Origin of the sequence: Cohnella soli (assembly GCF_042655525.1) — a bacterium.
Taxonomy (GTDB): Bacteria; Bacillota; Bacilli; order Paenibacillales; family Paenibacillaceae; genus Cohnella; species Cohnella soli.
In genome coordinates, this window is record NZ_JBHSMI010000023.1 from 442,100 (window position 1) to 467,041 (window position 24,942).

Here is a 24,942-nt window from a genome sequence, read left to right on the forward strand (position 1 = left end):
CGATCTTTTGGTCATTTAAATGGGATTTATAGCCCGGCGGCTGCGCGCGGCCTGTTCAAGTAGTGATTTAGCGATCTCGCCGAGAAGCATCTCATGGCGTTCGTGCTTGTCGTTCAGTTCGCTTACCGTCTCTTTCACATCTCCGACGGCATCGAAAGTCATATCCATACGTCGCTCCAGTCTTTCTGTGCGAATATCGATTTGCGTCACTTTCTCGTCCAAGCGTTCTACGTTCTGTTTCAGCTCGGTGACTTCATGTTTAAGCTCGCTCACATCCCGTTTGAGCTCACTAATTTCGCCTTTGAGCCCGCTAACTTCGCTTTTAAGCTCGCGAATGTCATGCCTGACCTCGATCTTAAAATCTTCAAAGCTTGCGTGCATTGCCATAACGTTGTTCTGCAACTCGAAAAAGTTGTGCTGCAACGTTGACATGACATCCAGAATTTGTCGTGCGACCGGTTCTTCCACGTTCAGACCTCCTCAGCCATTAGTTTGGACCGGTGCTTCCGGATTTGTCCTAACTGTACCATAGCGTCTTGCGGGCGGTAAATCCCCATTTTTTGAAAATTGTCCTTGTGATCGGTCATTCGATTTCTTCGGGCATGAGCTCGAGAAACCGCTTGGCCGGTATGTTCGCGCCGGCGGGCTCGTTTCGGAAATACGCACATATGAGATTCTCTGCTGACGCATCCGACGCGACAATCCGTTGGAGTGTTCCCCGCTCGACCTCCTCGCGGGCTTCGAGCGCGGACAAGTAGGCAATGCCATAACCTTTTGCGACAACGCGGAGTAATTCTCCATAACCGTTCATCTCGAGTCCGATGACTGGCATTCCCACATGGGCAGCGAGGCATAGCGCCTTGAGTTGTTCTCTCGCATAACTGCCCTCTTCTCGGGACGCGAAAGGTTCGGAAACGATATCCGCCAAAGTTGTGTTCTTTCCGGCGAGCCGGTGCTCCGCATGAGCAACAAACCACATTTCGTCTTTCCGCCACGGCTTCGCCCTGAGGCGAGGGTTGGCGATCCGTCCGCCACCGACAATAGCAAGATCTACCTCGTAACGGAGCAGAAGCTCCGTTGCCTTAACCGATCCGACAGTTTCGATCTCTACCCGGACTTCAGGATAACGATTTTTGTAACTGGCGACGAGATCAGGTAACAAGTAATTGGCTGGCAAATAAGTAGCCGCGATCCTCAGAACGCCAGCTGTTCCGTCCTTTAGTCGAGCGATCGAATGCTCGATATGGGCTTCTAGAGAAAATAGCCGATTGGCTTCTGCCGCGATCGTCTGACCTGCCTCGGTCAGCAAGATGCCTCTGCCTCGAGGAGCGAACAACTGCAGTCCCAATTCTCGCTCCAACTTCTTGATCTGCCCCGTGACGGCGGGTTGACTGATGTTGAGCTTTTCGGCCGCTTTTGTCACACTTCCAAGTTCGGCAACGACATGAAACAAACGCAACGCATGGAGATTCAGCAATCGGTAGACCTCTTCTCAAATGATAATAAAAACTTATGAAAAACGAAATTTTATATATTAGATTTATGAATGGATATCTCTTATTTTAGAGGTAGAAGGGAGTGCGGTGCAAATGAAAATCAAGTGTTACGAGTGTGGGCGCGAGCATAGAGACGCGGCTTATCGGTGTGAGTGCGGGGGATTGCTGGAAATCTCGCACGATTTTGTCGGACTTGATCCGGAGCGGTTGAAGAGAACTTTCCACGAGAGACTTTCGGAGAGAATGACTCCTTACGCGAGCGGGGTTTGGCGGTACAAGGAGTTGATCCACCCCGAGTTGCCGGAAAGGGAAATCGTAACTAAATACGAGGGCAACACGGGGCTCTACCCTGCGGAACCGATCCGTCGTTCTCTCGGTATTCGGCAATTATGGCTGAAGGCGCAGAGCGAGAATCCGAGCGGTTCGTTCAAAGACAACGGGATGACGGTTGCTTTATCCCACGGAAGATCGATTGGGTATAGGCGATTCTCTTGCACCTCAACAGGAAATACGTCGGCTTCCCTGGCGATGTACGCGGCGCTTGCGGAATGCGAGTCAGTCGTTCTTGTGCCCAACGAGAAAGTGTCTGCGAACAAAGTTGTGCAGACGCTTGCCTATGGCGCTCGGATGATCCGATTCGACGGCACATACGATGATGGAATCCGCTTCTTCGAGCAACACGGTGGCGGACTAGATCTATACATCTGCAATTCGCTTAATCCTTTTCGAATAGAAGGGCAAAAAAGTATCGTCTACGAACTCGCGCAGTCGATGAATTGGAAATTGCCGGATTGGATTGTTATTCCCGGTGGAGCTCTAAGCAATGTGACGGCGCTTGGGAAAGGGCTCCAGGATCTGCTGCAGCTCGGCTTAATCGAAAGGATGCCGAAGGTTGCGCTTGTACAGGCGGAAGGGGCAAGCCCGTTTCATAAAATGATGGCGGCGGCAGGCGAAACGCTCATTCCGGAACGTTCGCCAGCGACAGTCGCTTCGGCGATGAATATCGGAAACCCGCCTAGTTGGCGCAAAGCCCGAGACTTCCTGAGGGAGAGTGGTGGCGTGACATGTACGGTAACCGACGAGGAGATCATTGAGGCCAAAAGGCTAATCGATGGTTGTGGAATCGGTTGCGAGCCTGCGTCCGCTTCGACAGTAGCCTCGTTGCGCAAGCTGATCGCTGAAGGGACGATCGACAAAGACGAGACGGTTGCCTGCATATTGACGGGAAACCTCCTGAAAGACACGGACATACTCTCGATGTATGAACAAGGTGATGAGAGTAGCTTCGATTTTGCGAGTTTGATAGGTTTATAGATTCGAAATCCGGACATACTGATGGCTAAGACGTTCCGGAACGCATAGTGCTGCACCGACGGGTGCATCAAGGAGCGAAAACCTATGCGTATTAGCCATCATTCATCTTCCTTTTCTTCTTCCCGTTCGAAAACCCGTTTCACCCGTGCTGCCGGCAAGTTTGTACTGCTCGGCGTTACGATATTGATAGGTTTGTTCGTTTTTCTGCGCCCATCCGCTTCTGCGGGAACCGGAGCGCTGATTCCGACCGATGCTATTCGTATTCGAATAATTGCTAACTCCGATGGAGAGGCCGATCAACGCATCAAGGCTAGCGTTCGCGATGCCGTTGCAGCATCCATCCGCTCTTGGGGCGCGATGCCGGATACTCATGACGAAGCTCGTGCACTCATCGGCAAGAAATTGCCCACGCTCCGCCAACTGGTAGCAGCCAAGCTCAAACAACTGGATGCGCCTTATGGGGGCAAAGTAGAGCTTGCCAAAGTACCGTTCCCAGCCAAAACGTTCGAAGGACGGTCCTATGCGGCAGGCGACTACGAAGCGCTCCGCGTAACGCTCGGCGACGGCAAAGGCGCCAATTGGTGGTGCGTGCTGTTTCCTCCGCTTTGCTTGACGGCGGCTACCGCCGCAGATGATGCCGCGTCCGGCGAGATCATCAAAACTTCCGGCGAGAAAGATAAATCGCCAGCTCAGGCAGAAGAAAAGCCGGAGACTAAGTTTTTTCTATGGGAACTGCTCGAGAAGCTCATCGCGTTCTTGTCATCCTTGTTCTGACCAATCTGACGTCCGCCGCCCGCTATGTTATAATGGCGTTAACATAAAGGCTCGGCGCTGCGGTTTCCGCATGCGCGAGAAGTCGATGGGATGGAGCAGCAGATGGCGCAGCATACGACATATTGGCCTGCAGATCGATTGCGGGTCGGCATACAGGAAGCCGCCGCGGCGCTCGCCGGAGGCGGCATCGTTGCGTTTCCGACGGAGACGGTGTACGGACTTGGTGGGGACGCGAGGAGCACGGAGACGGTCGGCCGTATTTTCGCGGCGAAAGGCAGGCCGTCGGATAATCCGCTGATCGTACATTTGGCGCGTACGAAAGATGTGGCGGGAGTGGCCGAGCGGGTGAATGACATCGAGCGGAAACTGATGGAGGCGTTCTGGCCGGGGCCGCTGACGCTTGTGTTGCCGGCGAAGGAGGGGGCGGTGTCCCCGCTCGTGACGGCAGGCTTGGATACGGTCGCGGTCCGGGTGCCGGAGCACGATGCGGCCCGCGAGTTGATCGGTCTCTCAGGATGTCCGATCGCCGCGCCGAGCGCCAATCGTTCCGGACGGCCGAGCCCGACGAAAGCGAGCCATGTACTTGAAGATTTGGACGGCCGCATCGACGGGGTACTGGATGGCGGAGAGACGGGTGTCGGTCTGGAGTCTACAGTCGTCCGCGTCGTAGGCCGCGAAGTTCATGTGCTGCGGCCGGGAGGTGTGACGCGGGAGCAGCTTCGGTCGGCGCTCGGCGGGCTCGCCGACGTAGCTGAAGCGGGTTCCGATTCGTCGGCGGCGGCGGTGGAAGCCTCGTCCAGAGAGGACGCAACGATGGCCGACGCAACGCCGCGTTCGCCCGGCGTCAAATACGCGCATTACGCGCCGAAAGGCGAGATGGTGCTCATCGTCGGCCCGCAAGAGCGGCTGCCGGCTGCCGTTCAGCGGCTCGCCGACGAAGCGGCTGCGCATGGCCGCACGGTCGCTATCTTAAGTTGTTCCGAGCACGCGGCGACTTACAGAGCGGACGCGGTGCTCGATTGCGGCTCCCGTGCCGAGCCTGAGCAAGCGGCGCGCGTGTTGTATGCACGGCTTCGTGAATGCGACGCTCGGGGCGCAGATTACATCGTCGCGGAAAGTTATCCCGAAGACGGGATTGGCGCCGCGCTTATGAATCGGCTGCGCAAAGCCGCCGGAGGCCGCGAAATTCACGTCTAGTCATTGTTTCCTAGGGCGTGTCTGAATACTCGCTCAGGGGCATCTTTCACCGCCTTTTCGCCCCCTGCTTCGTCACTTTTGCTCGACGTACCCCTGGTACGCCTTCACAAAAGTTCCTTGCATGGAACGAAAATTCGGCAAAATCTGCTGCCCTCGGAGTATTCAGACACGCCCTCATCCGTGCTCTCGCCTGTTAGAGCCTCTTTGCATGTTCGCCCCCTTGTCCGCATATGTTGGGAAGAGACATCGGGGAACGGCGAATAATCGCGCGGGAGGGGACAAGCTATGTTCGGCGGAGGCGCGGAGACAGGACAACTGCTGACGATCGCCGTTATGGCGATTGCATTGGGCATGGATGCTTTTTCGCTTGGAATCGGCATCGGTCTTAAAGGCATTCGCCTGCGGGACATTGCGAAGCTTAGCGCACTGATTGCCTTATTCCACGTGCTTATGCCTCTTGGCGGCATGGTGATGGGGCAGTACGTTAGCGGGCTGCTCGGAGATATCGCGACGACAGCGGCGGGAGCGTTGCTTTTGCTGCTTGGCGGTCATATGCTGTACAGTGCCATTCGCGGGGAAGCGGTCGACTCGTTCGACCATCGGACGGCATGGGGGATGCTCGTTTTTTCTTTCAGCGTCAGCATCGATTCATTTTCCGTAGGAGTATCGCTCGGCATGTTCGCTTCGCATGTATGGATGACGGTGCTTATGTTCGGCTTGATAGGCGGAGCGCTGAGCGTGCTCGGGCTAGTGCTTGGTCGAAGGGTAAGCAGATCTCTGGGAGGATATGGAGAAGCGCTGGGCGGTGTTATTTTGTTCGCGTTTGGTCTATTATTTCTTATATAGGATGATGCATCGAGAGACGGGAGCGCGAGGAGAGAATGAACCGGATATTGATCGTATGCACGGGTAACACTTGCCGAAGCCCGATGGCGGAGGCGTTAATGAAGGATTTGGCGGCTCGGGGCGGCAAGCCGATCGAAGTCCGTTCGGCGGGCGTCTCGACGGTCGACGGGTTGCCGATATCTCCCCATGCCGCAACGGCGCTGCGGAAGAGGAATTTGGCGCTGCCGGAAGGCTCGACTTTGTTAAAAGCGGACGACGTGCTGTGGGCGAGCTTGATTCTGACGATGACGGCTGGGCACAAGAGAGCTATTCTGGAGAGGTTCCCGCAGGCGCTTGGCAAAACGTTCACGCTCAAAGAGTATGCTTTGCGCGGCGATCCCGTCATGGACGACGTGGCGGAGTTAGAGAGGCTGTATTCGGAGTGGCAGGTGAAGCAAGCGCTTGGGCAGAATTTGTCGATTGAAGAAAGAACGCGTTTGCTGGAGCTGCAGCGTCGCATCCCCGACTTTGACGTCGCCGATCCGTTCGGCGGATCGCTCGCGTTATACGAGCAGACGGCCGACGAGATCGAAGACGTTCTGCTGACGCTGATCGATAAACTGGATCAGGACCCGAACGATCGGTGATTGATTTTTTTCGCACGGTTCGTTATGATGAGGATACAACTTCAAGGTTCCGATGTAACTGGCGACGACAAGTGGGATCAACCACGGTGGAGCATCGGAATGACGGCCGGTCGCCTGGGCGAAGAGCGGTGTGCTTTATGCACGCTAGCTCTTTTTTGTCGTTTTGTCTCTTTCAGAGCATTCGAAGAAGGGGGCGGGAGCGCGTTGCGTGGATTGGGGATTGCTGTTGGCATCGGTCGAATTCAGGTATAATACCTTTACATGGATGTAGGGCGTGTCGGCCAAACCGTGTGATCGAGAAAATCGTTATTATACCGCGTTTACCGCTATGGGAGGCGATCTGATGGCTGCAGAGTCCGAACAATCCGTCATGTCCGAGACGTCTTTGTCGACGCTTGGGCGTGCCGAAGTCGAAGAGAAGACGGTCGCCCTTCTGGAAGAACTGGCGGACACCGCCGGCCTTCGCGCCGGGCAAATCGTCGTCATCGGCGTCAGTACGAGCGAAGTTCGAGGCAAGCGGATTGGTACTGCAGGTGCCGAAGATATCGCTAGAATGATCTACGATGGTGTAGAGATCGTTCGCGAGCGCATCGGCTTCAACGTTGTCTGGCAATGTTGCGAGCATTTGAATCGGGCGCTTGTGACCGAGCGCGCACTGGCCGAACGGATGGGGTGGACTGAGGTAGCAGCCGTGCCGATACCCAAGGCTGGCGGCTCGATGGCTGCCTATGCTTTCCGCAAGATAGCCGAACCATGCCTCGTTGAGGAAGTAAGCGCCCACGCGGGTGTCGATATCGGCGAGACGATGATCGGCATGCATCTTCGCCGGGTCGCCGTTCCGCTCAGGCCGACCGTTCGAGAGATCGGGCATGCCCGCGTCAATATGGCGATGACCCGGCCGAAACTGATCGGCGGCGCCCGTGCCGTGTACGAATTGCCGCAAGCTTCTATCGTATCGCCATCGTGCGACTAATTCATTTTCACATTTTAGGGAGGATATATGACTATGTTGACTAATTTGAACAAGCAAGACCCTGAAATCGTCAAAGCGCTGAACCTGGAATTGAAACGCCAACGCGACAATATTGAACTGATCGCTTCCGAGAACATCGTCAGCGAAGCCGTTCTGGAGACGATGGGTACTGTCCTGACGAACAAGTACGCGGAAGGTTATCCAGGCAAACGTTACTACGGCGGTTGTGAATACGTCGACATTCCAGAACAAATCGCCATAGACCGCGCGAAGCAATTGTTCGGCGCAGAACATGCTAACGTGCAGCCGCATTCCGGCGCTCAAGCTAACCTCGCCGTATACTTGGCAGTTCTTAAGCCTGGAGATACCGTACTCGGCATGAACCTTGCCCACGGCGGGCATTTGACTCATGGCAACCCTGCGAACGCTTCCGGTCTGCTCTACAACTTCGTCGCATACGGCGTAGACGAGAACACGTTTACGATCGATTACGAAGAAGTGCGCAAAGCGGCATTTAAACATCGTCCGCGTCTGATCGTAGCCGGGGCTTCCGCTTATCCGCGCACGATCGACTTCGAGAAAATGGGACAAATCGCGAATGATGTAGGCGCATTGCTCATGGTCGATATGGCGCACATCGCTGGACTTGTCGCAGGCGGCGAGCATCCGAGCCCGGTGCCTCATGCTCATTTCGTTACGACGACGACGCACAAAACGCTGCGCGGTCCTCGCGGCGGCCTGATTCTGTGCCGCAAGCCTTGGGCGGCCGCCATCGATAAAGCGGTATTCCCAGGTACGCAAGGCGGGCCGCTGATGCACATCATCGCAGCGAAAGCTGTCGCTTTCGGCGAGGCGCTGCAGCCTTCTTTCAAAGAGTATGCGCGCAACGTTGTCGTGAATGCGAAAGCTCTGTCCGAGGCGCTTGTGTCCGAAGGTTTGAACATCGTCTCCGGCGGCACCGACAACCACTTGATGCTGATCGACACGCGCAACCTGAACATCACGGGCAAAGTGGCCGAGCATGTGCTCGACTCCGTTGCCATCACCGTCAATAAGAACGCCATTCCGTTCGACCCGACTAGCCCGTTCGTAACGAGCGGCATCCGCGTTGGAACGCCGGCGGTCACGACGCGCGGCATGGGTACGGAAGCGATGAAGACGATTGCCAAAGTGATCGCTCTTACGCTCAAAAATCCGGAAGACCAAGCGACGTTAGACAAAGCGCGCGCAATGGTCGCCGAACTGACGGCGCAGTACCCGCTTTACACGAACTTGCAATATTAATGGTGTAACGACAATTGCCCCGGGCCGACTTTGCGTCGGATTCCGGGGTTTTGTTTGGACGTTCGCGTCGTTTCGTCTTCGTACGTTAGATCAACAGCGTAATGACGAGCAGTTCGAAAAGCACCAACGTCAAAATGGCATTGGAAGCATAGGGACCGAAGAAGCGGGCGTCGCCGGTCATAAGATGCATGTACGTATGGTCGGAGCCGACGACTATGCCTTCATACGTTTGTCCGTCGATCGTTTGAACCCGGACGGTTCGGTTCATGCACTGGCCGCAAGCTTCGGCCAGCTTCTGGCGGGTTTTGCGTACGTGACCGGCCCACTCTTGGTCGGCCTTGTATAAAACGGAAGTGTTGGAAGTGCGTACGTTCATTGGCATTCCTCCTAGAGCGTTCTCGTTCATCGTATGCGAATGCCCAGCGAGGAGTGCGAGGACGCGGAGGCGAATTATTACCTTTCATCGTCAGATTGTTCCGTTCGTTCGACTTGATTCGCCTGCAAACGACGGATGTTATGCACCTATTCGGAGACAATGATATAATGTACGGGCAACCTACATAGAGCAACGTCCCGGAGCGTCGCGAAAGCGGACGAGCGGGCGTTAGGGAAAGGGTAGAACATAATGGGAACATTGGTCATTTGCGATCATCCGTTAATCCAACACAAAATCACGTTTATCCGTGACAAAATGACGAATACGAAACAATTCCGGGAGCTGGTCGACGAAGTCGCCATGCTGATGGCTTACGAAATCACGCGGGATTTGCCGTTGTCCCCTGTGCGGATCGAGACGCCCGTTACAGTAACGGAAGGCAAAGTGATTGCCGGCAGAATGATCGGATTGATTCCGATATTGCGTGCGGGTCTCGGTATGGTTGACGGCGTGTTGAAAATCATTCCATCGGCCAAAGTCGGACATATCGGCCTGTATCGCGATCACGAGACGCTGCAGCCGGTCGAATATTACTGCAGCTTGCCATCCGACGTTGCGGAGCGAGAACTAATTGTCATCGATCCGATGCTTGCAACGGGAGGTTCCGCCAATGCCGCAATCGATATGCTGAAAGCGAAAGGCTGCCGCCCGACGAAACTCATGTGCCTGATCGCCGCGCCGGAAGGCGTCAAAGCCGTTCAAGAAAAACACCCGGACATCGACATTTACTTGGGTGCGCTGGACGAGAAGTTGAATGAGCACGGCTACATCGTACCCGGCCTCGGCGACGCCGGAGATCGGTTATATGGTACCAAGTAATCGAATCAGATAAGCGCGGATAAAGGGAGAAGAAACCGACGTGAGTGAAAAAATCAAAGTGATGACCATATTCGGCGTCCGTCCTGAAGCGATCAAGATGGCGCCGCTTATTCTGGAATTGCAGAAGCATCCCGAACATATCGAACCGATCGTCTGCGTGACGGCGCAGCATCGGCAAATGCTTGACCAAGTACTCGAAGTGTTCGGCATTAAGCCGGATTACGACCTGGATGTCATGCAGGCGAACCAGACGCTGAACGGCATTACGATTCGTGTACTCCAAGGACTTGAGCCCGTTCTGCAAGAAGCAAAGCCGGACATCGTGCTTGTGCATGGCGATACGTTAACGACTTTCCTTGCGAGCTATGCTTCATTCCTGCAGCAAATTCAAGTCGGCCACGTGGAAGCGGGCTTGCGGACCTGGAACAAGCTATCCCCGTATCCAGAAGAGATGAACAGACAATTGACAGGGGTGCTCGCTGACGCTCACTTCGCACCGACTGATTGGTCGGCGGATAACCTTCGCAAGGAAAGCAAAAACGCCGACAACATCTACATTACCGGCAATACGGTAACCGATGTCTTCCAATATACAGTGAAATCCGACTTCACTCACCCGGTGCTTGATTGGGCGGCCGGCAAGAGGCTCATTCTAATGACCGCTCACCGCAGAGAATCGCAAGGAGAACCGCATCGGCAAATTTTCCGCGCAGTGAGAAGAATTGCCGATGAATTCGACGATGTCGCCATTGTCTATCCGGTTCACTTGAGCCCTGCTGTTCGCGAGCCTGCGCAAGAAATTCTCGGCAATCATCCGCGCATTCGCCTCATCGATCCGCTGGACGTCGTCGAGCTTCATAACTTCTATCCGCACACGCATCTGATTTTGACCGATTCCGGCGGCTTGCAGGAAGAGGCGCCGTCTTTCGGCGTTCCGGTACTTGTCCTTCGCGATACGACGGAACGTCCGGAAGGGATCGAAGCGGGGACGCTCGAGCTCGTCGGAACAGACGAGGAAGTTGTCTATGGACGTACGCATGCGCTCTTGTCCGACAGAGAGTTGTATGAGCGCATGAGCCAGGCGGCCAATCCTTACGGTGACGGTCAGGCATCCGCACGCATCGTCGGGGCGATTCTCCATCACTTCGGCAAAGGCGAACGTCCCGAATCGTTCAGGCGGTGAGCCGATAAGATAGCTGCAAAAAAGCGTCTCCGGCGTACTTGCACACCGAAGACGCTTTTTGCCGCAGGAGAATAGTGGCAGGGCGATTGGCACATACTGGTGTGCGAGTTTCCAAATGTCGGGAGAGAGCGATAAACGATCCGGACAGAACGTACAGCATACAGCGGAACTGTATGGTTTGCGCAGCCGAAAAGGGTTGATTTGAAGCGATTTGCGGCATCTTCGTTCACATAAAGTTTGATTTTCGATCAATTGACAAACGTTGTCGCCGAAAGATACAATATTACGTGGAACATGGGAAGAAAGGGCTTACTATTTCCTTTTTTCGTACGCCATGCAGCGTTGAAGGAGCGACAGATCCATGACGGAATCTCCTCGCAAGCCACAATTACCACCGGACGAGAACCCTTGGCGAACGGCTGGACTCGTCGCGGGTTTGGGCATGGAGTTCGCCGTCTGCGTAGGTCTCGGATGGTGGCTCGGCTCCTTGTACGACGACCATAACGGCACGGATTACGGGTATTTGACCGGAGTCGTGATCGGGTTGGTTGCCGGGATCGGATCGGCGGTCGCGCTGATTCGGAAATATACGGGGGCTGGAAAACCGTGATGATTGATTTGCCCGCTTTGCTTAGACGTTCAACGCGCACTGCATTCTTTTTTTTGTCCATTGGTTTCATTGGACTTGCCGCTTGGCCGGCTTACAGGCCGATCTTCGGCGGTTTCATGGTCGGTGTTGTCGGTGGATTGCTGGGTGCTTACCACCTCGCGTGGAAGGCGACTCGCATTGGCGAGATGGCGGCTTCAGGTCGCAAACCCAGAGGCGGGTTCGGCTATATTACCCGCGCAGCTATCGGAGTGTTTGCCGCTCTGTTGTCCGTAGAAGGTTTTGGTTTCAGTCTGGGGGCGACGGCGGCAGGAATATTCGCTTTACCGTTGGTGACACTGTTACTGGGTTTATTCGCCAGCGTCGGTATTCGCAAGAAACAGTCCGCTGACGAAAGGGGTGAAAAATGACAACATGGAACATTTAGCACCAAAAATCGAGGTCGCCGGCATTGAATGGGATTTGGCCGCGATCATGATGATCGTCATTTCCAGTCTAATCGTCTTTATCCTTGCTCGTCTTGCCGTTCGCAACCTATCGGTAGAGAATCCCGGCAAGCTGCAGAACTTCCTGGAATGGGTCGTCGAATTCGTTCAGGGCATTATCGGGCAGAACATGGATATGAAGAAAGGCAGACCGTATCTTGCGCTCGGCTTGACGCTTATCCTGTACATTTTCGTCTCCAATATGTTGGGTCTTCCCTTCAGCATTGTGACGGAGTTGCACGGAAATCACATTCCAACGATTTTCGGACATGAGCTGATTATACCGGAAGGCACGGAACATCCAGCTTGGTCTTGGTGGAAGTCGCCAACAGCTGACGCTTCCATGACGATGGCATTGGCGCTGATCGTCATCGTGCTGTCGCACGTTGAAGGGATTCGTCAGAACGCCAAACATTACTTCAAGCACTACGTCAACAACCCGAACGTCGTATTCTTGCCGATCCACTTGATCGAAGTTGTGTCCAAGCCATTAACGCTCGGCTTGCGGCTATTCGGTAACATTTTTGCAGGCGAAGTTATGATCGGCGTTATTCTAGGCATGGGCTGGATCGGTATTCCGGCAATGCTTGTATGGCAAGGTTTTAGTATTTTCGTAGGCGCGATCCAATCTTTCGTATTCACGATGCTGACGATGGTGTATATCTCGCAATCGATCGTTCACGAAGAGGATCACTAATCTAATAAAAACCAATTATCTCGAGGAGGATTTACAAATGGAATACGGTTATTTAGCAGCAGGTATCGTGTTTGGTCTGGGTGCGCTTGGCGCAGGTATCGGTAACGGTTTGATCTTCAGCAAAACGGTAGAAGGCATCTCCCGTCAGCCTGAGCTTCGCGGTACGTTGACTTCCACGGCGTTTATCGGCGTAGGTCTCGTTGAGGCAATGCCGATCATCTCCCTCGTTCTTGCCTTCATGTGGGCGAAATAATCAACTTTATCGAATCGTAAGGCGCGGAGTCGGGTTAGCCTCCACGCCTTCCTTTTGCAGTTAATGCACGAAGCTTGATTGAGCCATGTGAAAGGAGTGTAGGCGCAATGAATTTAGTACCATCCAACTTTTTTATTCAATTAGTCGCTTTCGCCATTTTGTTCTGGCTTTTGTCTCGTTACGCGTTCAAACCGTTGTTCGGCATCATGGAGCAACGCCGTCAGCTCGTTAAGGAGCAAATGGAGAACGCACAGAACAACCGCAGCGACTCGGAGCGTCTGCTCGAAGAGCAGAAGCAAGCGTTGCAACAAGCGCGCAAAGAAGCGCACGACATCATCGAACAAGCGAGAACGACCGGTTCCAAGCAAGCGGACGAAATCGTTCAAGCTGCACGCAATGAATCGAGCCGCATTAAGGAAGAAGCGGTTCGCGACATTGATACAGAGAAGAACAAAGCTGTCGCTGCGTTGAAAGCGGAAGTGAGCGGTTTGTCCGTTCAGATCGCTTCCAAAATCATCGGCAAGCAAGTGGACGAACAGTCCCAGAAACAGCTTGTGGATGAATATTTGCAAGAAGTAGGGAATAAGTCATGAGCCGCGGCACGGTAGTCGCCAAAAGGTACGCAAAGGCGCTGTTCCAGCTTGCGCAGGAACGCGGGCAAGTGGCCGAGACGGAAGTGCAATTAAAGGCGATTGTAACGGCGATCGACGGAGACGCGAATGTTCGCGCTTTTCTGGTCGCTCCCAACATTACGCTGGACAAAAAGCAGCAAGCTTTGAATAACGCGTTCGGCGGTCATGCGTCGCCGATCGTGCTTAACCTCGTCAGCCTGCTCGTGGAGCGCGGACGCGAAAGCGAATTGCCGGCCGTCCTGGCTGCTTATTTGCAAGTTGCGGGCGATGCGCTTCGCCGCGCGGACGCACACGTTGTTTCTTCCCAACCGCTCAGCGAGATGGAGAAGATTAAGCTGGCTGAGAAGTTCGGTGCTACACTGGGCAAGTCAGTACGGGTTACCAATGAAGTAGATCCGAGCCTGCTCGGCGGACTGACCGTTCGTATCGGCGACACGCTGTATGATGGAAGTCTTCGCGGCAAGCTTCAACGGTTAGACAAGACGCTGCAGTCTGCGGCGCTTTAATATTAACACTACCATTTGTTAGCAATGGAGACAGGGGTGAACGAATTGAGTATTAAGCCCGAAGAAATCAGCACTCTGATTAAGCAACAGATCGAGCAGTATCAGTCCGATATTCAAGTCGTTGACGTAGGCACCGTCATCCAAGTCGGTGACGGTATTGCCCGCGTTCACGGTCTGGAGAAATGTATGTCCGGCGAATTGCTCGAATTCGAGGGCGGCGTTGTTGGTATGGCGCTTAACCTGGAAGAAGACAACGTCGGTGTCGTTATTATGGGGCCTTACAAAGGGATCAAAGAAGGCGACCAAGTTAAACGTACGGGCCGCATCATGGAAGTTCCGGTAGGCGAAGCGCTCCTCGGACGCGTCGTTAACTCTCTCGGCCAACCGGTCGACGGCAACGGACCGATCAACACGACGAAAACTCGTCCGATCGAATCCCCGGCACCGGGCGTTATGGATCGTAAATCGGTTCACGAACCGATGCAAACAGGTATTAAAGCGATCGACGCGATGATTCCGATCGGCCGCGGCCAACGGGAACTGATCATCGGCGACCGTCAAACGGGTAAAACAACGATCGCGGTTGATACGATCGTTAACCAAAAAGGCAACGGCGTTATTTGTATCTACGTTGCAATCGGCCAGAAGCAATCGACCGTCCGTGGATTGGTTGAAACGCTTCGTAAGCATGGCGCATTGGACTACACGATCGTCGTTACGGCGAGCGCGTCCGAGCCTGCACCTCTCCTCTATCTAGCTCCGTACACCGGATGCTCGATGGGCGAAGAGTTCATGTACAACGGCAAACACGTTCTGATTATCTATGACGATTTGACGAAACAAGCTGCCGCATATCGCGAATTGTCCCTGTTGCTCCGTCGTCCTCCGGGCCGCGAAGCTTATCCGGGCGACGTATTCTATCTACACTCCCGTTTGCTCGAGCGCGCTGCGAAATTGAGCGACGAGAAGGGCAGCGGTTCGATGACGGCTCTTCCGTTCATCGAGACGCAAGCGGGCGACGTATCCGCTTATATCCCAACAAACGTTATCTCGATTACCGACGGACAAATCTTCCTCGAGTCCGATCTGTTCTATTCCGGTCAACGTCCGGCGGTTAACGTCGGTATTTCCGTATCCCGGGTAGGTAGCTCTGCGCAGATCAAAGCGATGAAGAAAGTCGCCGGTACGCTGAAAACCGACCTTGCGCAATACCGCGAGCTTGCGGCGTTCGCCCAATTCGGTTCCGACCTCGACAAAGTAACGAAATCCCGCCTCGATCGCGGTGTTCGTACGCTCGAAATCCTCAAGCAAGGCGTTAACGCGCCGCTTGCCGTAGAGCGTCAAGTCGTTTCCCTGTATATCGTGACCAAAGGTCATCTCGATACGATTCCGGTGCAAGACGTTCGCCGTTTCGAAGCGGAATTCCTCGCATTCATAGACGCGAACTACCCGCAAATCTTCAGCTCCATCCGCGATACGAAGGATTTGACTGCTGACACCGACAAAGCGTTGGTTGACGCGATCGCGGCGTTCAAAAAAGGCTTCGCCACGTCGGCGTAAGCCGTCCGTTCGGGCACGGGTTACGTCCGCAATTGAGCCGGGTGCGCCTTATGGCAATCCCGGCAATAAGGTGGTGACAACGAATGGCTAAAGGGATGCGCGAAATCAAGCGCTCGATCAAGAGCAAGCAGAATACGAAACAAATTACGAAAGCGATGGAGATGGTTGCAGCCTCCAAGCTGAGACGCGCTCAGGAAGCAGCGGTTGCCGCTCGCCCGTACACGGACAAGATGAAGGAGGTTATCTCCAGCATCGCCTCCTCGTCCGGCAGCAGCAAACATCCGATGCTGATCAGCCGCCCGGTCAAGAAAACCGGTTATCTGGTCATTACGTCGGACCGTGGTCTTGCCGGCGGTTACAACGCCAACATCCTTCGTAAAGTGATCAATACGATCAAAGAAAATCATAAATCGGCCGACGAGTATGCCGTATTCGTCATTGGACGCAAAGGCCGCGACTTCTTCAAGCGCCGCAACATTGCGATCGTCGATGAAGTGACCGGCTTGTCCGATACTCCGAAGTTCTCGGATATTAAGGAAGTCGCGACGCGGGCTGTCCAAAGCTATGTCGACGGAACGATCGACGCCCTTTACTTGGCCTTTAACGAGTTTAAGAACGCAATCACGCAAATTCCGACGTTGAAGCAGATTCTCCCGCTTGGAGAGATGAAAGCTTCGGGAGGCAGTGCGGACTACGAGTACGAACCGTCTGCCGAGGAAGTGCTTAGCGTCCTTCTGCCGAAATACGCGGAGACGCTCGTGTTCAGCGCCGTGCTTGAGGGCAAGGCCAGTGAATTCGGTTCCCGTATGACGGCGATGGGCAACGCGACGAAGAACGCGACGAAGATGATCGCGAACTTGACGCTCACTTATAACCGCGCCCGCCAAGCGGCGATCACGCAAGAGATTGCGGAAATCGTAGCCGGAGCGAACGCACAGCAATAAATTTCGTGACGATTGACCGCAAGCCTGCGGGCGTTGCATTCAAATCGCACTTCAGGAGGTAAACCCATGAGCAAGGGACGCGTTGTTCAGGTATTGGGCCCGGTCGTCGATATCGAATTCGACCACGGACATTTGCCTGACATTCTCAATGCGATCAAAATCGAATCCAATGCCGGAGGCGTGCACGTCAGCCTGACGGCGGAAGTTGCAACTCACCTTGGCGACAATCTCGTTCGCGCGATCGCGATGTCTTCCACTGACGGTCTCGTCAGAGGAACGGAAGCGGTTGACCTGGGCATTCCGATCACGGTTCCAGTAGGACCGGCGACTCTCGGTCGCGTATTTAACGTTCTGGGCGATCCGATTGACGGCAAAGATGTCGATCGTTCCACAGCGAATCCGATCCACCGTCCGGCTCCATCTTTCGAAGAACTGACGACGCAGACGGAAATGCTCGAAACGGGCATCAAAGTCGTAGACTTGCTCGCTCCTTACACCAAGGGCGGTAAAATCGGTCTGTTCGGCGGTGCCGGCGTAGGTAAAACCGTATTGATGCAAGAGCTGATCCACAACATCGCTTCGAACCACGGCGGTATCTCCGTATTCGCGGGCGTAGGCGAACGTACTCGTGAGGGTAACGATCTCTACCACGAAATGACGGAATCCGGCGTTATCGCGAAGCTCGCGATGGTTTTCGGACAGATGAACGAACCGCCAGGAGCGCGTATGCGCGTTGCGCTGACAGGTCTGACGATGGCGGAATATTTCCGTGACGTGGAAGGCCGCGACGTTCTCTTGTTCGTCGACAACATTTTCCGCTTCACGCAAGCGGGCTCCGAAGTATCCGCATTGCTCGGTCGTATGCCTTCCGCGGTAGGTTACCAACCAACGCTGGCAACCGAGATGGGTCAACTTCAAGAGCGTATCACTTCTACGAAAAAAGGCTCCGTAACGTCGATCCAAGCGATCTATGTTCCTGCCGATGACTATACTGATCCAGCTCCTGCTACGGCGTTCGCTCACCTTGATGCAACGACGAACTTGGAGCGTAACATCGCGGCGATGGGTATTTTCCCTGCGGTTGATCCGCTGGCATCCTCCTCCCGTATTCTGGCTCCGGAAATTGTCGGAGACGAGCACTATGCGGTCGCGCAAGGCGTTAAACGCCTGTTGCAACGCTACAAAGAATTGCAAGACATCATCGCGATTCTTGGTATGGACGAGTTGTCCGACGAAGACAAGCAACTCGTACTTCGCGCACGTCGTATCCAATTGTTCCTTTCCCAGCCGCTGCACGTTGCAGAAGCGTTCAACGGTATTCCGGGCGTGTATGCGCCGATCAAAGAAACGATTCGCTCCTTCAAAGAGATCCTCGAAGGCAAGCATGACGATCTTCCTGAACCGGCTTTCCATAACGTCGGTATCATCGAGGAAGCCGTCGAGAAAGCGAAGAAACTCGCAGCTGAGGTTTAATCAGCCGCCGGTTTGGAGGAAACGATATGAGTACCTTACGGTTAGAAATCGTTACTCCGGAGCGCAAAGTTTACGAGAAAGACGTGAACATGGTCGTTGTTAAAGGAGTGGCCGGTGAGCTCGGTATACTGCCTCACCACATTCCTTTGGTAACGCCGCTCAAGATCGCTCCGGTTAAAGCCAAGATCGGCAACGAGAACGAGTTCATTGCCGTTCACGGCGGTTTCATCGAAGTGCGTAAAGACAAAGTGGTTATCCTCGCGGAAGCCGCTGAGTTGGAAGCGGACATCGACGTGTCCCGCGCGCGCCTTGCGAAAGAACGCGCGGAACGCCGTCTCGCGCAGAAACAATCGGACATCAACGCCATGCGCGCCGAAATGGCGCTGCAACGCGCGATCAACCGATTGGAAACGAGCAGCCATAAGTAAGCTGCTTCCAAATGGCCTTTCCCGAATCGCATGATTCCGGGGGAGGCTTTTTTGCAAGGATTAGAAAGTATAAAATTCAGTCGTTGTATCTTCGTTTGATAGCACGCCGCAGCAACTCCGAGCAGACATTTAGTTTGACTAAACACAACTACAGCGCACTGCATTGACTCCGAGCAGGCAATTAGTTGAACTAAATGGGCGATCGTCTATGACGATTTTGCTTACGCTGCAAGAGGGGAACGATTGATAAACATACCTTCAGGGTAACCTACAATGAAAAGTTGCAACCTGGAGGAATGACTGATGACTGGCAAGAACGATCTCGAACAAGCGCTAAACGTCCAGCTTTCGAACTGGGCGGTGTTGTATGTTAAGCTGCATCACTTCCATTGGTATGTGAAGGGACCGCATTTTCAGACTCTGCACGAGAAGTTCGAGGAGCTGTACGAACTAGCGGCAACGAAGCTGGATGAGCTTGCGGAAAGAATACTGACGATCGAAGGCGAGCCGTCTTCAACGATGCAGCAATATTTATCGCAAGCGACGCTTCGCGAGGGCCAAAAGCCGCAGACGGCTGAAGAGATGATCTCTTCGGCGATCGAGGACCTGAAGGAACTGAGCGAAGGACTCGTAACAGTAGCCGAAACAGCGGAGAAAGCCGGAGATACCGTAACGCACGATATACTCTTCGACCAAGTCGCCGAATTGCAGAAACAAATATGGATGCTTCGCTCCACGATTGGCTGAGGACATAGAGAAAGGTCACAAGGAACCGTCGATCCGCAAGAGGGATTGACGGTTTTTCACGTTTTTCAGCGACTGTAAGCGGAATCTAGGCCCTTCCAATGTAAACGCTATTTTCATGGACACTCATTAGGAGCATTTGTTATACTTATGGGGGAAATTTACCTGTTCGCTGTTGGAATTGGGAGGCGTTGAAGTGGAGAAATACATCAATTCCTACGTCATTGTGACCGTCTTCCTGATCTTGGGCATCGTTTTTCCGATCTTCGTATTGTGGTTAGGCTCCCTGCTCAGGCCGAACAAGCCAAGTCGGGAGAAGCAGACGACGTACGAGAGTGGGAACGATCCGGTCGGGGACAGCCAGATCCGCTTTAATGTCAGGTATTACTTGTATGCGCTAATGTTTGTCGTGTTTGATGTGGAAACCGTGTTTCTGTACCCGTGGGCCGTAGCTTACAAACAGCTAGGGTTATTTGCTTTAACGGAAATGGCGATTTTCGCAGGCTTGCTGCTTGTTGGACTCGTGTACGCTTGGAGGAAGAAGGTGTTTAAATGGAATTCGATTTAGCGAACGTAAATCCGGAAGACCGGAAGGAACTCGAGCGCAACGTATTCTTTGGCACCATCGAACAACTGAAGGGCTGGGCAAGAAGCAACTCGCTGTGGCCGCTCACTTTCGGGCTCGCTTGCTGCGCCATCGAGATGATGGCCGCCGGCGGAGCTCATTACGACTTGGACCGATTCGGCGTTATTTTCCGCACCTCTCCTAGGCAAGCCGACGTGATGATTGTCTCGGGGACGGTTACGAAAAAAATGGGGCCGTTGTTAAAACGGCTGTATGATCAGATGCCTGAGCCGAAATGGGTCATAGCAATGGGGTCATGCGCGACCGCCGGAGGACCTTACGTCAAGTCCTATTCCGTCATTAAAGGCGTGGATCAGATTGTACCGGTTGACGTCTACATTCCGGGATGCCCACCGAATCCGGCGGCGCTGATCTACGGCATTAATAAGCTTCAAGAGAAAATTCGATACGAGGCGAAAACCGGGAAGCAGGTGACTAGCCGATGAGCGAGAACGAGAATCGCGAACCGGAAGACAAGGTAACCCCTGCTTCGGAACCGGAAGCTTCTGAGGCGGTTGAACCTCAAGCATCGTATTCATCACCGTCTGCTGCACCCGAGTCCACGCCCGTAGAACCTGCTCCGTCTGCCTCGAATCCGGAAGAACCTGCCGTTGCCGCTCCGTCCGCCAGAGAGAAGCCGCCTGCCGAGGTTGAGCCGGTAGCACCGGCAGCGGAGCCCACTGCGCAGGCCGAGGCGCCCGCCGAGCGTCCGCCGCGCCGCGTCGAGACGGACGAGGAGAAGGCAGCCCGCCGGAAGGCAACGCTCGAAGCCCGCGAAGCGGCGAAAGTCGCCGCTGCGCTTGCGGCCGCTGAAGCGGCCAAAGGCGGAACAGCCGTCAACGCCGCCACGCCGCCGCCATCCGCAGCACCAGCAGCGGAAGGTGAGACGCCTGCTGGGCCAACCGCACAAGGCGAGGCGTCCGCCGAGAAGCCGGCGCGTCGCGTCGAGACCGACGAGGAGAAGGCTGCCCGCCGGAAAGCAACGCTCGAAGCGCGCGAAGCGGCGAAAGCCGCCGCCGCGCAAGCGGCCGCCGAAGCGGCCAAAGGCGGCGCAACGCCTGCAGCCACGGCGCCATCAGCCGCGCCGTCGCCGTCCGCCGCCGCTCCAGCAGCGGGAGAGCCTGCTGTCGAAGAGCCGCCGCCGAAGCCGCCGTCTCCGAACCAGCAGCGCCTCGACCGTGCCGTCGAGCTGCTGCGTGAACTCGTCGCCGCCGATGCAGTCGAAGAAGCGTACATTAACGAAGCGAACGACCATTTGCCGACGCTGACTGTGAAGAACGAAAGCTGGCAGGATGCAGCCCGTCTTTTCAAAAACCATCCGGAGCTTGCTTGCGCGTACCTACGCAACGTGTCCGGCGTCGATTACGAGTCGTATATGGAAGTCGTCTACTATCCGCTTAATATGGACGCCCGCCACACCTATTGCGTGAAGGTGAAGACCGTCCGCGAAAGCCCGTCGATCGCCTCCGTAACGCCGGTCTGGCAGACAGCCAATTGGAACGAGCGGGAAATCTACGACTTGCTCGGCATTGATTTTCCGGGGCATCCGGATCTAAGACGCATTATGCTGTCCGACGATTGGGTCGGGCATCCGCTGCGCAAAGACTACGTCCCGCTCGATCCGGAGGTGTAACCGAACGTGATACGTACTGAAGAATTGTTGCTTAACGTGGGCCCTCAGCACCCGAGTACCCATGGCGTGTTTCGGATCATCGTCAAGCTGGACGGGGAAATCATTACGGAAGCGACGCCTGTCATGGGCTATTTGCACCGGGGAACGGAGAAACTGGCCGAGGACCTGAATTTCACGCAAATCGTGCCGTACACCGACCGGATGGATTATGTGTCGGCGATGACGAACAACTATGTGCTCGTTCACGCGGTGGAGAAAATGATGGGGCTGGAAATTCCGGAACGAGCGGAATATTTGCGGCTGATCGTCATGGAACTGCAACGCATCGCAAGTCACCTCGTCTGGTGGGGAACGTACTTGCTGGATATCGGCGCGATGAGTCCTTTTCTATATGCGTTCAGCGATCGCGAGCGCATTCTCGGGTTGTTCAACGAACTGTGCGGCGCCCGTCTCACTTACAATTACATGCGGGTCGGCGGCGTGAAATGGGATGCGCCGGAAGGCTGGATCGAGCGCGTGAAGACGTTCGTCAAAGACATGTACGTCCGGTTGGACGAATATCATAATCTCGCGAGCGGCAACGAGATTCTCCTCTCCCGCATTAAGGGTGTCGGGAAATACGATGCAGCGACGGCAATCGATTACGGTTTGTCCGGAGCGAATCTGCGCTGCACAGGCGTAGCGTGGGACTTGCGCAAAACCGAGCCGTACAGCCTGTACGACAGGTTTCAATTCGATGTGCCCGTTGGGAAAAACGGCGACTGCTTCGACCGCTATCAGATTAGAATGGCGGAGATCGAGCAAAGCCTGCGTATTCTCGATCAGGCGCTGCCGCAATTTCCGGGCGAGGGAGAGACGATGGGCAAAGTTCCGCGCGTCATCCGTCCGCCTGCAGGAGAAATCTACGTGCGTATCGAATCGCCGCGCGGCGAGATCGGTTGTCATATCGTCTCCAAAGGTAAAGCGGAGCCGTATCGCCTCAAATTCCGCCGGCCGTCGTTCGTGAACTTGCAAATTCTGCCCAAGCTCCTCGTCGGCGAAAGCATGACGAACTTGGTTACCATTCTCGGCGGCATCGATATCGTGCTCGGGGAGGTCGACTGCTGATGCAGCACTTCTGGGATAAACCGTTAACTTGGGGCTACGGCGGCATCTTCTTCGCGGGAGCGGTCGCTGTGCTCGCGGTCGTCATTTTCTTCGTGACGTATGCGATTTATTTCGAACGCAAATTCATCGGCTGGATGCAGTATCGCAAAGGTCCTAACCGCACCGGTCCGCTCGGATTGCTGCAATCGGTCGCCGACGTTGCGAAACTGCTCTTGAAGGAAGACACCATTCCGAACAAGGCGGATAGAGGGTTGTTCATTCTCGCTCCGGTCCTTGCATTCGTACCTTCTTTCTTGGTGCTTGCCTTCATTCCGTATACGATGGATCTTCAATTCGCCGACTTGAACGTCGGCTTCCTGTATTACATTGCGCTGTCGGGCATTACGACGATTGCCATTGTCGTGGCTGGCTGGGCGTCCAATAATAAATACTCGCTCCTCGGTGGCATGAGGTCTGCTGCGCAGATGATCAGCTACGAAGTTCCGCTTGTCATGTCCGTTGTGGGCGTCGTCATGATGTCAGGCAGCCTGAATCTTCGGGAAATCGTCATCGCCCAGAGCGGTTATTTCTGGCATTGGAACTTCCTCCCGCAAATTCTCGGCTTCGGCATTTTCGTCATCGCTGCGATCTCCGAACTGAATCGGACGCCTTTCGATTTGCCGGAGGCGGAATCGGAGCTTGTCGCGGGCTATCACGTCGAATACAGCGGTTTCCGTTTTGCTTTCTTCATGTTGACGGAATATATCTACGTGTACGCGATTGCATGTTTGACGACCATTCTGTTCCTAGGCGGCTGGAATCCGCCGATTCCACAGCTCGACTTTGTACCTGGGCTAATCTGGTTTTTCCTGAAATTCGCAGTAATCGTATTCTCTCTCTTCTGGATTCGGGCGACATTCCCGAGACTTCGCGTCGACCAGCTTATGGGCTTGGCCTGGAAAGTGCTTCTGCCGCTGGCGATCCTCAATATTTTCTTGACCGCGTTAGGCATAGAGTTGCTAGGATAGGGAGGTTGAAGCCATGAAAGGCATGCTCAAAGGGCTTGGCGTAACGCTGAAGACGATGGGGACGAAAAAGGTCACGATGGCTTATCCCGACATGCCCGTCGTCATGCCGGACCGCTTCCGGGGCATTCAATACTTCGAGCCGGACAAATGCATCGTCTGCAACCAGTGCGCGCGCATCTGTCCGACCGACTGCATCACGCTGACGGGCAAAGCGAATCCGGACCCGGAGAAAAAAGGCAAAGTGATCGACACGTTTGACGTCAATTTCGAGATTTGCATCTTGTGCGACCTATGCACGGAAGTGTGTCCGACGGAGGCGATCGTCATGACGAACAACTTCGAGCTCGCCGCCTACAGCCGTGACGATTTGTATAAAGATAAGCAATGGCTGTATGAGAACAACAAGAATATTCGCGCTGACAACAACAATATCGGCTCTCCGAAAGGGGGCGCCAAATAATCCGTGAACTTCAATATTGATTTTACGGGCGAATTCGCGGCGTTCTTCGCACTCTCCGTGTGCGCGATCGTCGGAGCGGTGATGGCGATCAACTTCACGAAAGTCGTTCATATGACGCTGTCCATCGCTTTTACGTTTGTAGCGCTCGCCGGCTTGTACGTCGTTCTCGAAGCCGAATTCATCGCATTCGTTCAAGTGCTCTTGTACGTCGGGGCGATTACGATATTGATGATCTTCGGCATTATGATGACGAAGCACGACGGAGAGGGACGCGAACCGGCTAGGCCGCTGCTCGAGACGCTTGCTGCGATTGGATGCCTGTGTTTGTTCGGCATTCTGTTCTACGGTATCCGCAACGCAAACTTTCCGGCAGAATCCGCTGCTTTCAAGGAAGACAATACACGCGAGATCGGCTTGCAGCTCTTCTCTCAATATGCCATTCCGTTCGAACTGGTTTCCGTGCTGCTAACGGTGGCGTTCATCGGCGCGATCGCACTGGCGAAGAGGGAGGAGGAAGCGGCTTGACGATGCTCTCTTCGTATTTGACGTTGGCAGCGGTACTGTTCTGCATCGGGCTGTACGGCGTACTGACGAAACGCAACGCGATCGTCGTGCTGTTATGCATTGAACTGATGCTCAACGCGGTCAACTTGAACTTGGTCGCCTTCTCGAAGTACGGCGTTAACGCCAGCTTGGCGGGGCAATTTTTCTCCCTGTTCACGATTACCGTCGCTGCAGCGGAAGCCGCAATCGGCATTGCAGTGCTGATTGTCCTCTATCGCAACCGGGCAACGGTTAACGTGGATGAATTCGACGAACTGAGGAGGTAACGA

Annotated in this window: 31 protein-coding genes and 1 riboswitch; of the genes, 28 read left to right on the top strand and 3 right to left on the bottom strand. The window is 54.6% G+C overall.

Annotation, left to right across the window (positions count from 1 at the left end; translation table 11 throughout):
- Positions 1-15: 15 nt before the first annotated feature.
- Positions 16-468 carry a hypothetical protein gene (locus ACFPOF_RS12530; RefSeq protein ID WP_378133017.1) on the bottom strand — a complete coding sequence of 151 codons (453 nt, stop codon included), beginning with the start codon at positions 466-468 and terminating at the stop codon, positions 16-18.
- Positions 469-583: 115 nt separating this feature from the next.
- Positions 584-1,477, bottom strand: coding sequence for a LysR family transcriptional regulator (locus tag ACFPOF_RS12535; RefSeq protein WP_378133019.1), 894 nt, complete (start codon positions 1,475-1,477; stop codon positions 584-586).
- 112 nt (positions 1,478-1,589) lie between these two features.
- Between ACFPOF_RS12535 and thrC the strand changes: the two genes are divergently transcribed.
- From thrC to ACFPOF_RS12570, 7 genes are all read left to right on the top strand, one after another.
- A complete protein-coding gene (gene thrC, locus ACFPOF_RS12540) occupies positions 1,590-2,810 on the top strand; it encodes a threonine synthase (RefSeq protein ID WP_378133021.1) in 1,221 nt (406 codons plus the stop codon).
- An 84-nt stretch (positions 2,811-2,894) separates the two neighbouring features.
- Complete coding sequence (locus ACFPOF_RS12545) at positions 2,895-3,584, top strand: stage II sporulation protein R (RefSeq protein ID WP_378133023.1); 690 nt, start codon at positions 2,895-2,897, stop codon at positions 3,582-3,584.
- A 90-nt stretch (positions 3,585-3,674) separates the two neighbouring features.
- Complete coding sequence (locus ACFPOF_RS12550; protein ID WP_378133025.1) at positions 3,675-4,781, top strand: L-threonylcarbamoyladenylate synthase; 1,107 nt, start codon at positions 3,675-3,677, stop codon at positions 4,779-4,781.
- A 285-nt stretch (positions 4,782-5,066) separates the two neighbouring features.
- The gene (locus ACFPOF_RS12555; protein ID WP_378133027.1) at positions 5,067-5,627 is read left to right on the top strand and encodes a manganese efflux pump MntP; all 561 of its coding nucleotides are present in this window, start codon (positions 5,067-5,069) and stop codon (positions 5,625-5,627) included.
- 35 nt (positions 5,628-5,662) lie between these two features.
- A complete protein-coding gene (locus tag ACFPOF_RS12560; protein ID WP_378133029.1) occupies positions 5,663-6,253 on the top strand; it encodes a low molecular weight protein arginine phosphatase in 591 nt (196 codons plus the stop codon).
- Positions 6,254-6,297: 44 nt separating this feature from the next.
- Positions 6,298-6,380, top strand: a riboswitch (ZMP/ZTP riboswitch).
- Positions 6,381-6,596: 216 nt separating this feature from the next.
- Complete coding sequence (locus tag ACFPOF_RS12565) at positions 6,597-7,226, top strand: TIGR01440 family protein (RefSeq protein ID WP_378133031.1); 630 nt, start codon at positions 6,597-6,599, stop codon at positions 7,224-7,226.
- A gap of 36 nt (positions 7,227-7,262) precedes the next feature.
- Positions 7,263-8,510, top strand: coding sequence for a serine hydroxymethyltransferase (locus ACFPOF_RS12570; protein WP_378133145.1), 1,248 nt, complete (start codon positions 7,263-7,265; stop codon positions 8,508-8,510).
- A gap of 85 nt (positions 8,511-8,595) precedes the next feature.
- On the opposite strand, the gene ACFPOF_RS12575 is transcribed toward ACFPOF_RS12570, so the two are convergent.
- Complete coding sequence (locus tag ACFPOF_RS12575; protein WP_378133033.1) at positions 8,596-8,886, bottom strand: LSm family protein; 291 nt, start codon at positions 8,884-8,886, stop codon at positions 8,596-8,598.
- A gap of 249 nt (positions 8,887-9,135) precedes the next feature.
- On the opposite strand from ACFPOF_RS12575, the gene upp reads away from it, so the two are divergent.
- From upp to nuoK, 21 genes are all read left to right on the top strand, one after another.
- A complete protein-coding gene (gene upp, locus ACFPOF_RS12580; RefSeq protein WP_378133035.1) occupies positions 9,136-9,765 on the top strand; it encodes a uracil phosphoribosyltransferase in 630 nt (209 codons plus the stop codon).
- Between the two features lie 61 nt (positions 9,766-9,826).
- Complete coding sequence (gene wecB / locus ACFPOF_RS12585) at positions 9,827-10,948, top strand: non-hydrolyzing UDP-N-acetylglucosamine 2-epimerase (protein ID WP_378133147.1); 1,122 nt, start codon at positions 9,827-9,829, stop codon at positions 10,946-10,948.
- A 361-nt stretch (positions 10,949-11,309) separates the two neighbouring features.
- Positions 11,310-11,558, top strand: a complete 249-nt coding sequence (locus ACFPOF_RS12590) for an AtpZ/AtpI family protein (protein WP_378133037.1) — start codon at positions 11,310-11,312, stop codon at positions 11,556-11,558.
- Complete coding sequence (locus tag ACFPOF_RS12595) at positions 11,555-11,965, top strand: ATP synthase subunit I (protein ID WP_378133039.1); 411 nt, start codon at positions 11,555-11,557, stop codon at positions 11,963-11,965. The genes ACFPOF_RS12590 and ACFPOF_RS12595 overlap by 4 nt, the downstream gene beginning before the upstream one ends.
- A gap of 4 nt (positions 11,966-11,969) precedes the next feature.
- Positions 11,970-12,737, top strand: a complete 768-nt coding sequence (atpB, locus tag ACFPOF_RS12600) for a F0F1 ATP synthase subunit A (RefSeq protein WP_378133040.1) — start codon at positions 11,970-11,972, stop codon at positions 12,735-12,737.
- Positions 12,738-12,774: 37 nt separating this feature from the next.
- A complete protein-coding gene (gene atpE, locus ACFPOF_RS12605) occupies positions 12,775-12,990 on the top strand; it encodes a F0F1 ATP synthase subunit C (RefSeq protein ID WP_209745100.1) in 216 nt (71 codons plus the stop codon).
- 107 nt (positions 12,991-13,097) lie between these two features.
- Complete coding sequence (gene atpF, locus ACFPOF_RS12610) at positions 13,098-13,583, top strand: F0F1 ATP synthase subunit B (protein WP_378133042.1); 486 nt, start codon at positions 13,098-13,100, stop codon at positions 13,581-13,583.
- Positions 13,580-14,128: a F0F1 ATP synthase subunit delta gene (locus ACFPOF_RS12615; RefSeq protein WP_378133044.1), complete on the top strand. Its 549-nt coding sequence runs from the start codon at positions 13,580-13,582 to the stop codon at positions 14,126-14,128. The genes atpF and ACFPOF_RS12615 overlap by 4 nt, the downstream gene beginning before the upstream one ends.
- A gap of 45 nt (positions 14,129-14,173) precedes the next feature.
- Positions 14,174-15,688 carry a F0F1 ATP synthase subunit alpha gene (gene atpA / locus ACFPOF_RS12620; protein ID WP_378133046.1) on the top strand — a complete coding sequence of 505 codons (1,515 nt, stop codon included), beginning with the start codon at positions 14,174-14,176 and terminating at the stop codon, positions 15,686-15,688.
- Positions 15,689-15,771: 83 nt separating this feature from the next.
- Positions 15,772-16,632, top strand: coding sequence for an ATP synthase F1 subunit gamma (gene atpG / locus ACFPOF_RS12625; protein ID WP_378133048.1), 861 nt, complete (start codon positions 15,772-15,774; stop codon positions 16,630-16,632).
- A 66-nt stretch (positions 16,633-16,698) separates the two neighbouring features.
- Positions 16,699-18,105, top strand: a complete 1,407-nt coding sequence (gene atpD / locus ACFPOF_RS12630; RefSeq protein ID WP_378133050.1) for a F0F1 ATP synthase subunit beta — start codon at positions 16,699-16,701, stop codon at positions 18,103-18,105.
- A 26-nt stretch (positions 18,106-18,131) separates the two neighbouring features.
- Positions 18,132-18,533, top strand: coding sequence for a F0F1 ATP synthase subunit epsilon (locus ACFPOF_RS12635; RefSeq protein WP_378133052.1), 402 nt, complete (start codon positions 18,132-18,134; stop codon positions 18,531-18,533).
- A gap of 303 nt (positions 18,534-18,836) precedes the next feature.
- A complete protein-coding gene (locus ACFPOF_RS12640; RefSeq protein ID WP_378133054.1) occupies positions 18,837-19,280 on the top strand; it encodes a Dps family protein in 444 nt (147 codons plus the stop codon).
- A gap of 193 nt (positions 19,281-19,473) precedes the next feature.
- Positions 19,474-19,845, top strand: coding sequence for an NADH-quinone oxidoreductase subunit A (locus tag ACFPOF_RS12645; RefSeq protein WP_378133056.1), 372 nt, complete (start codon positions 19,474-19,476; stop codon positions 19,843-19,845).
- On the top strand, positions 19,830-20,348 hold the full coding sequence (locus tag ACFPOF_RS12650) for a NuoB/complex I 20 kDa subunit family protein (RefSeq protein ID WP_378133058.1): 519 nt from the start codon (positions 19,830-19,832) through the stop codon (positions 20,346-20,348). The genes ACFPOF_RS12645 and ACFPOF_RS12650 overlap by 16 nt, the downstream gene beginning before the upstream one ends.
- Complete coding sequence (locus tag ACFPOF_RS12655; RefSeq protein WP_378133060.1) at positions 20,345-21,535, top strand: NADH-quinone oxidoreductase subunit C; 1,191 nt, start codon at positions 20,345-20,347, stop codon at positions 21,533-21,535. The genes ACFPOF_RS12650 and ACFPOF_RS12655 overlap by 4 nt, the downstream gene beginning before the upstream one ends.
- 6 nt (positions 21,536-21,541) lie before the next feature.
- Positions 21,542-22,642 carry an NADH-quinone oxidoreductase subunit D gene (locus tag ACFPOF_RS12660; RefSeq protein ID WP_378133062.1) on the top strand — a complete coding sequence of 367 codons (1,101 nt, stop codon included), beginning with the start codon at positions 21,542-21,544 and terminating at the stop codon, positions 22,640-22,642.
- On the top strand, positions 22,642-23,649 hold the full coding sequence (nuoH, locus tag ACFPOF_RS12665; protein ID WP_378133064.1) for an NADH-quinone oxidoreductase subunit NuoH: 1,008 nt from the start codon (positions 22,642-22,644) through the stop codon (positions 23,647-23,649). Before ACFPOF_RS12660 ends, nuoH begins: the two co-directional genes overlap by 1 nt.
- 13 nt (positions 23,650-23,662) lie before the next feature.
- Positions 23,663-24,109: an NADH-quinone oxidoreductase subunit NuoI gene (gene nuoI / locus ACFPOF_RS12670; RefSeq protein WP_378133066.1), complete on the top strand. Its 447-nt coding sequence runs from the start codon at positions 23,663-23,665 to the stop codon at positions 24,107-24,109.
- 3 nt (positions 24,110-24,112) lie between these two features.
- Complete coding sequence (locus tag ACFPOF_RS12675; protein ID WP_378133068.1) at positions 24,113-24,634, top strand: NADH-quinone oxidoreductase subunit J; 522 nt, start codon at positions 24,113-24,115, stop codon at positions 24,632-24,634.
- A 2-nt stretch (positions 24,635-24,636) separates the two neighbouring features.
- Positions 24,637-24,939, top strand: coding sequence for an NADH-quinone oxidoreductase subunit NuoK (gene nuoK, locus ACFPOF_RS12680; protein WP_378133149.1), 303 nt, complete (start codon positions 24,637-24,639; stop codon positions 24,937-24,939).
- Positions 24,940-24,942 lie beyond the last annotated feature (3 nt).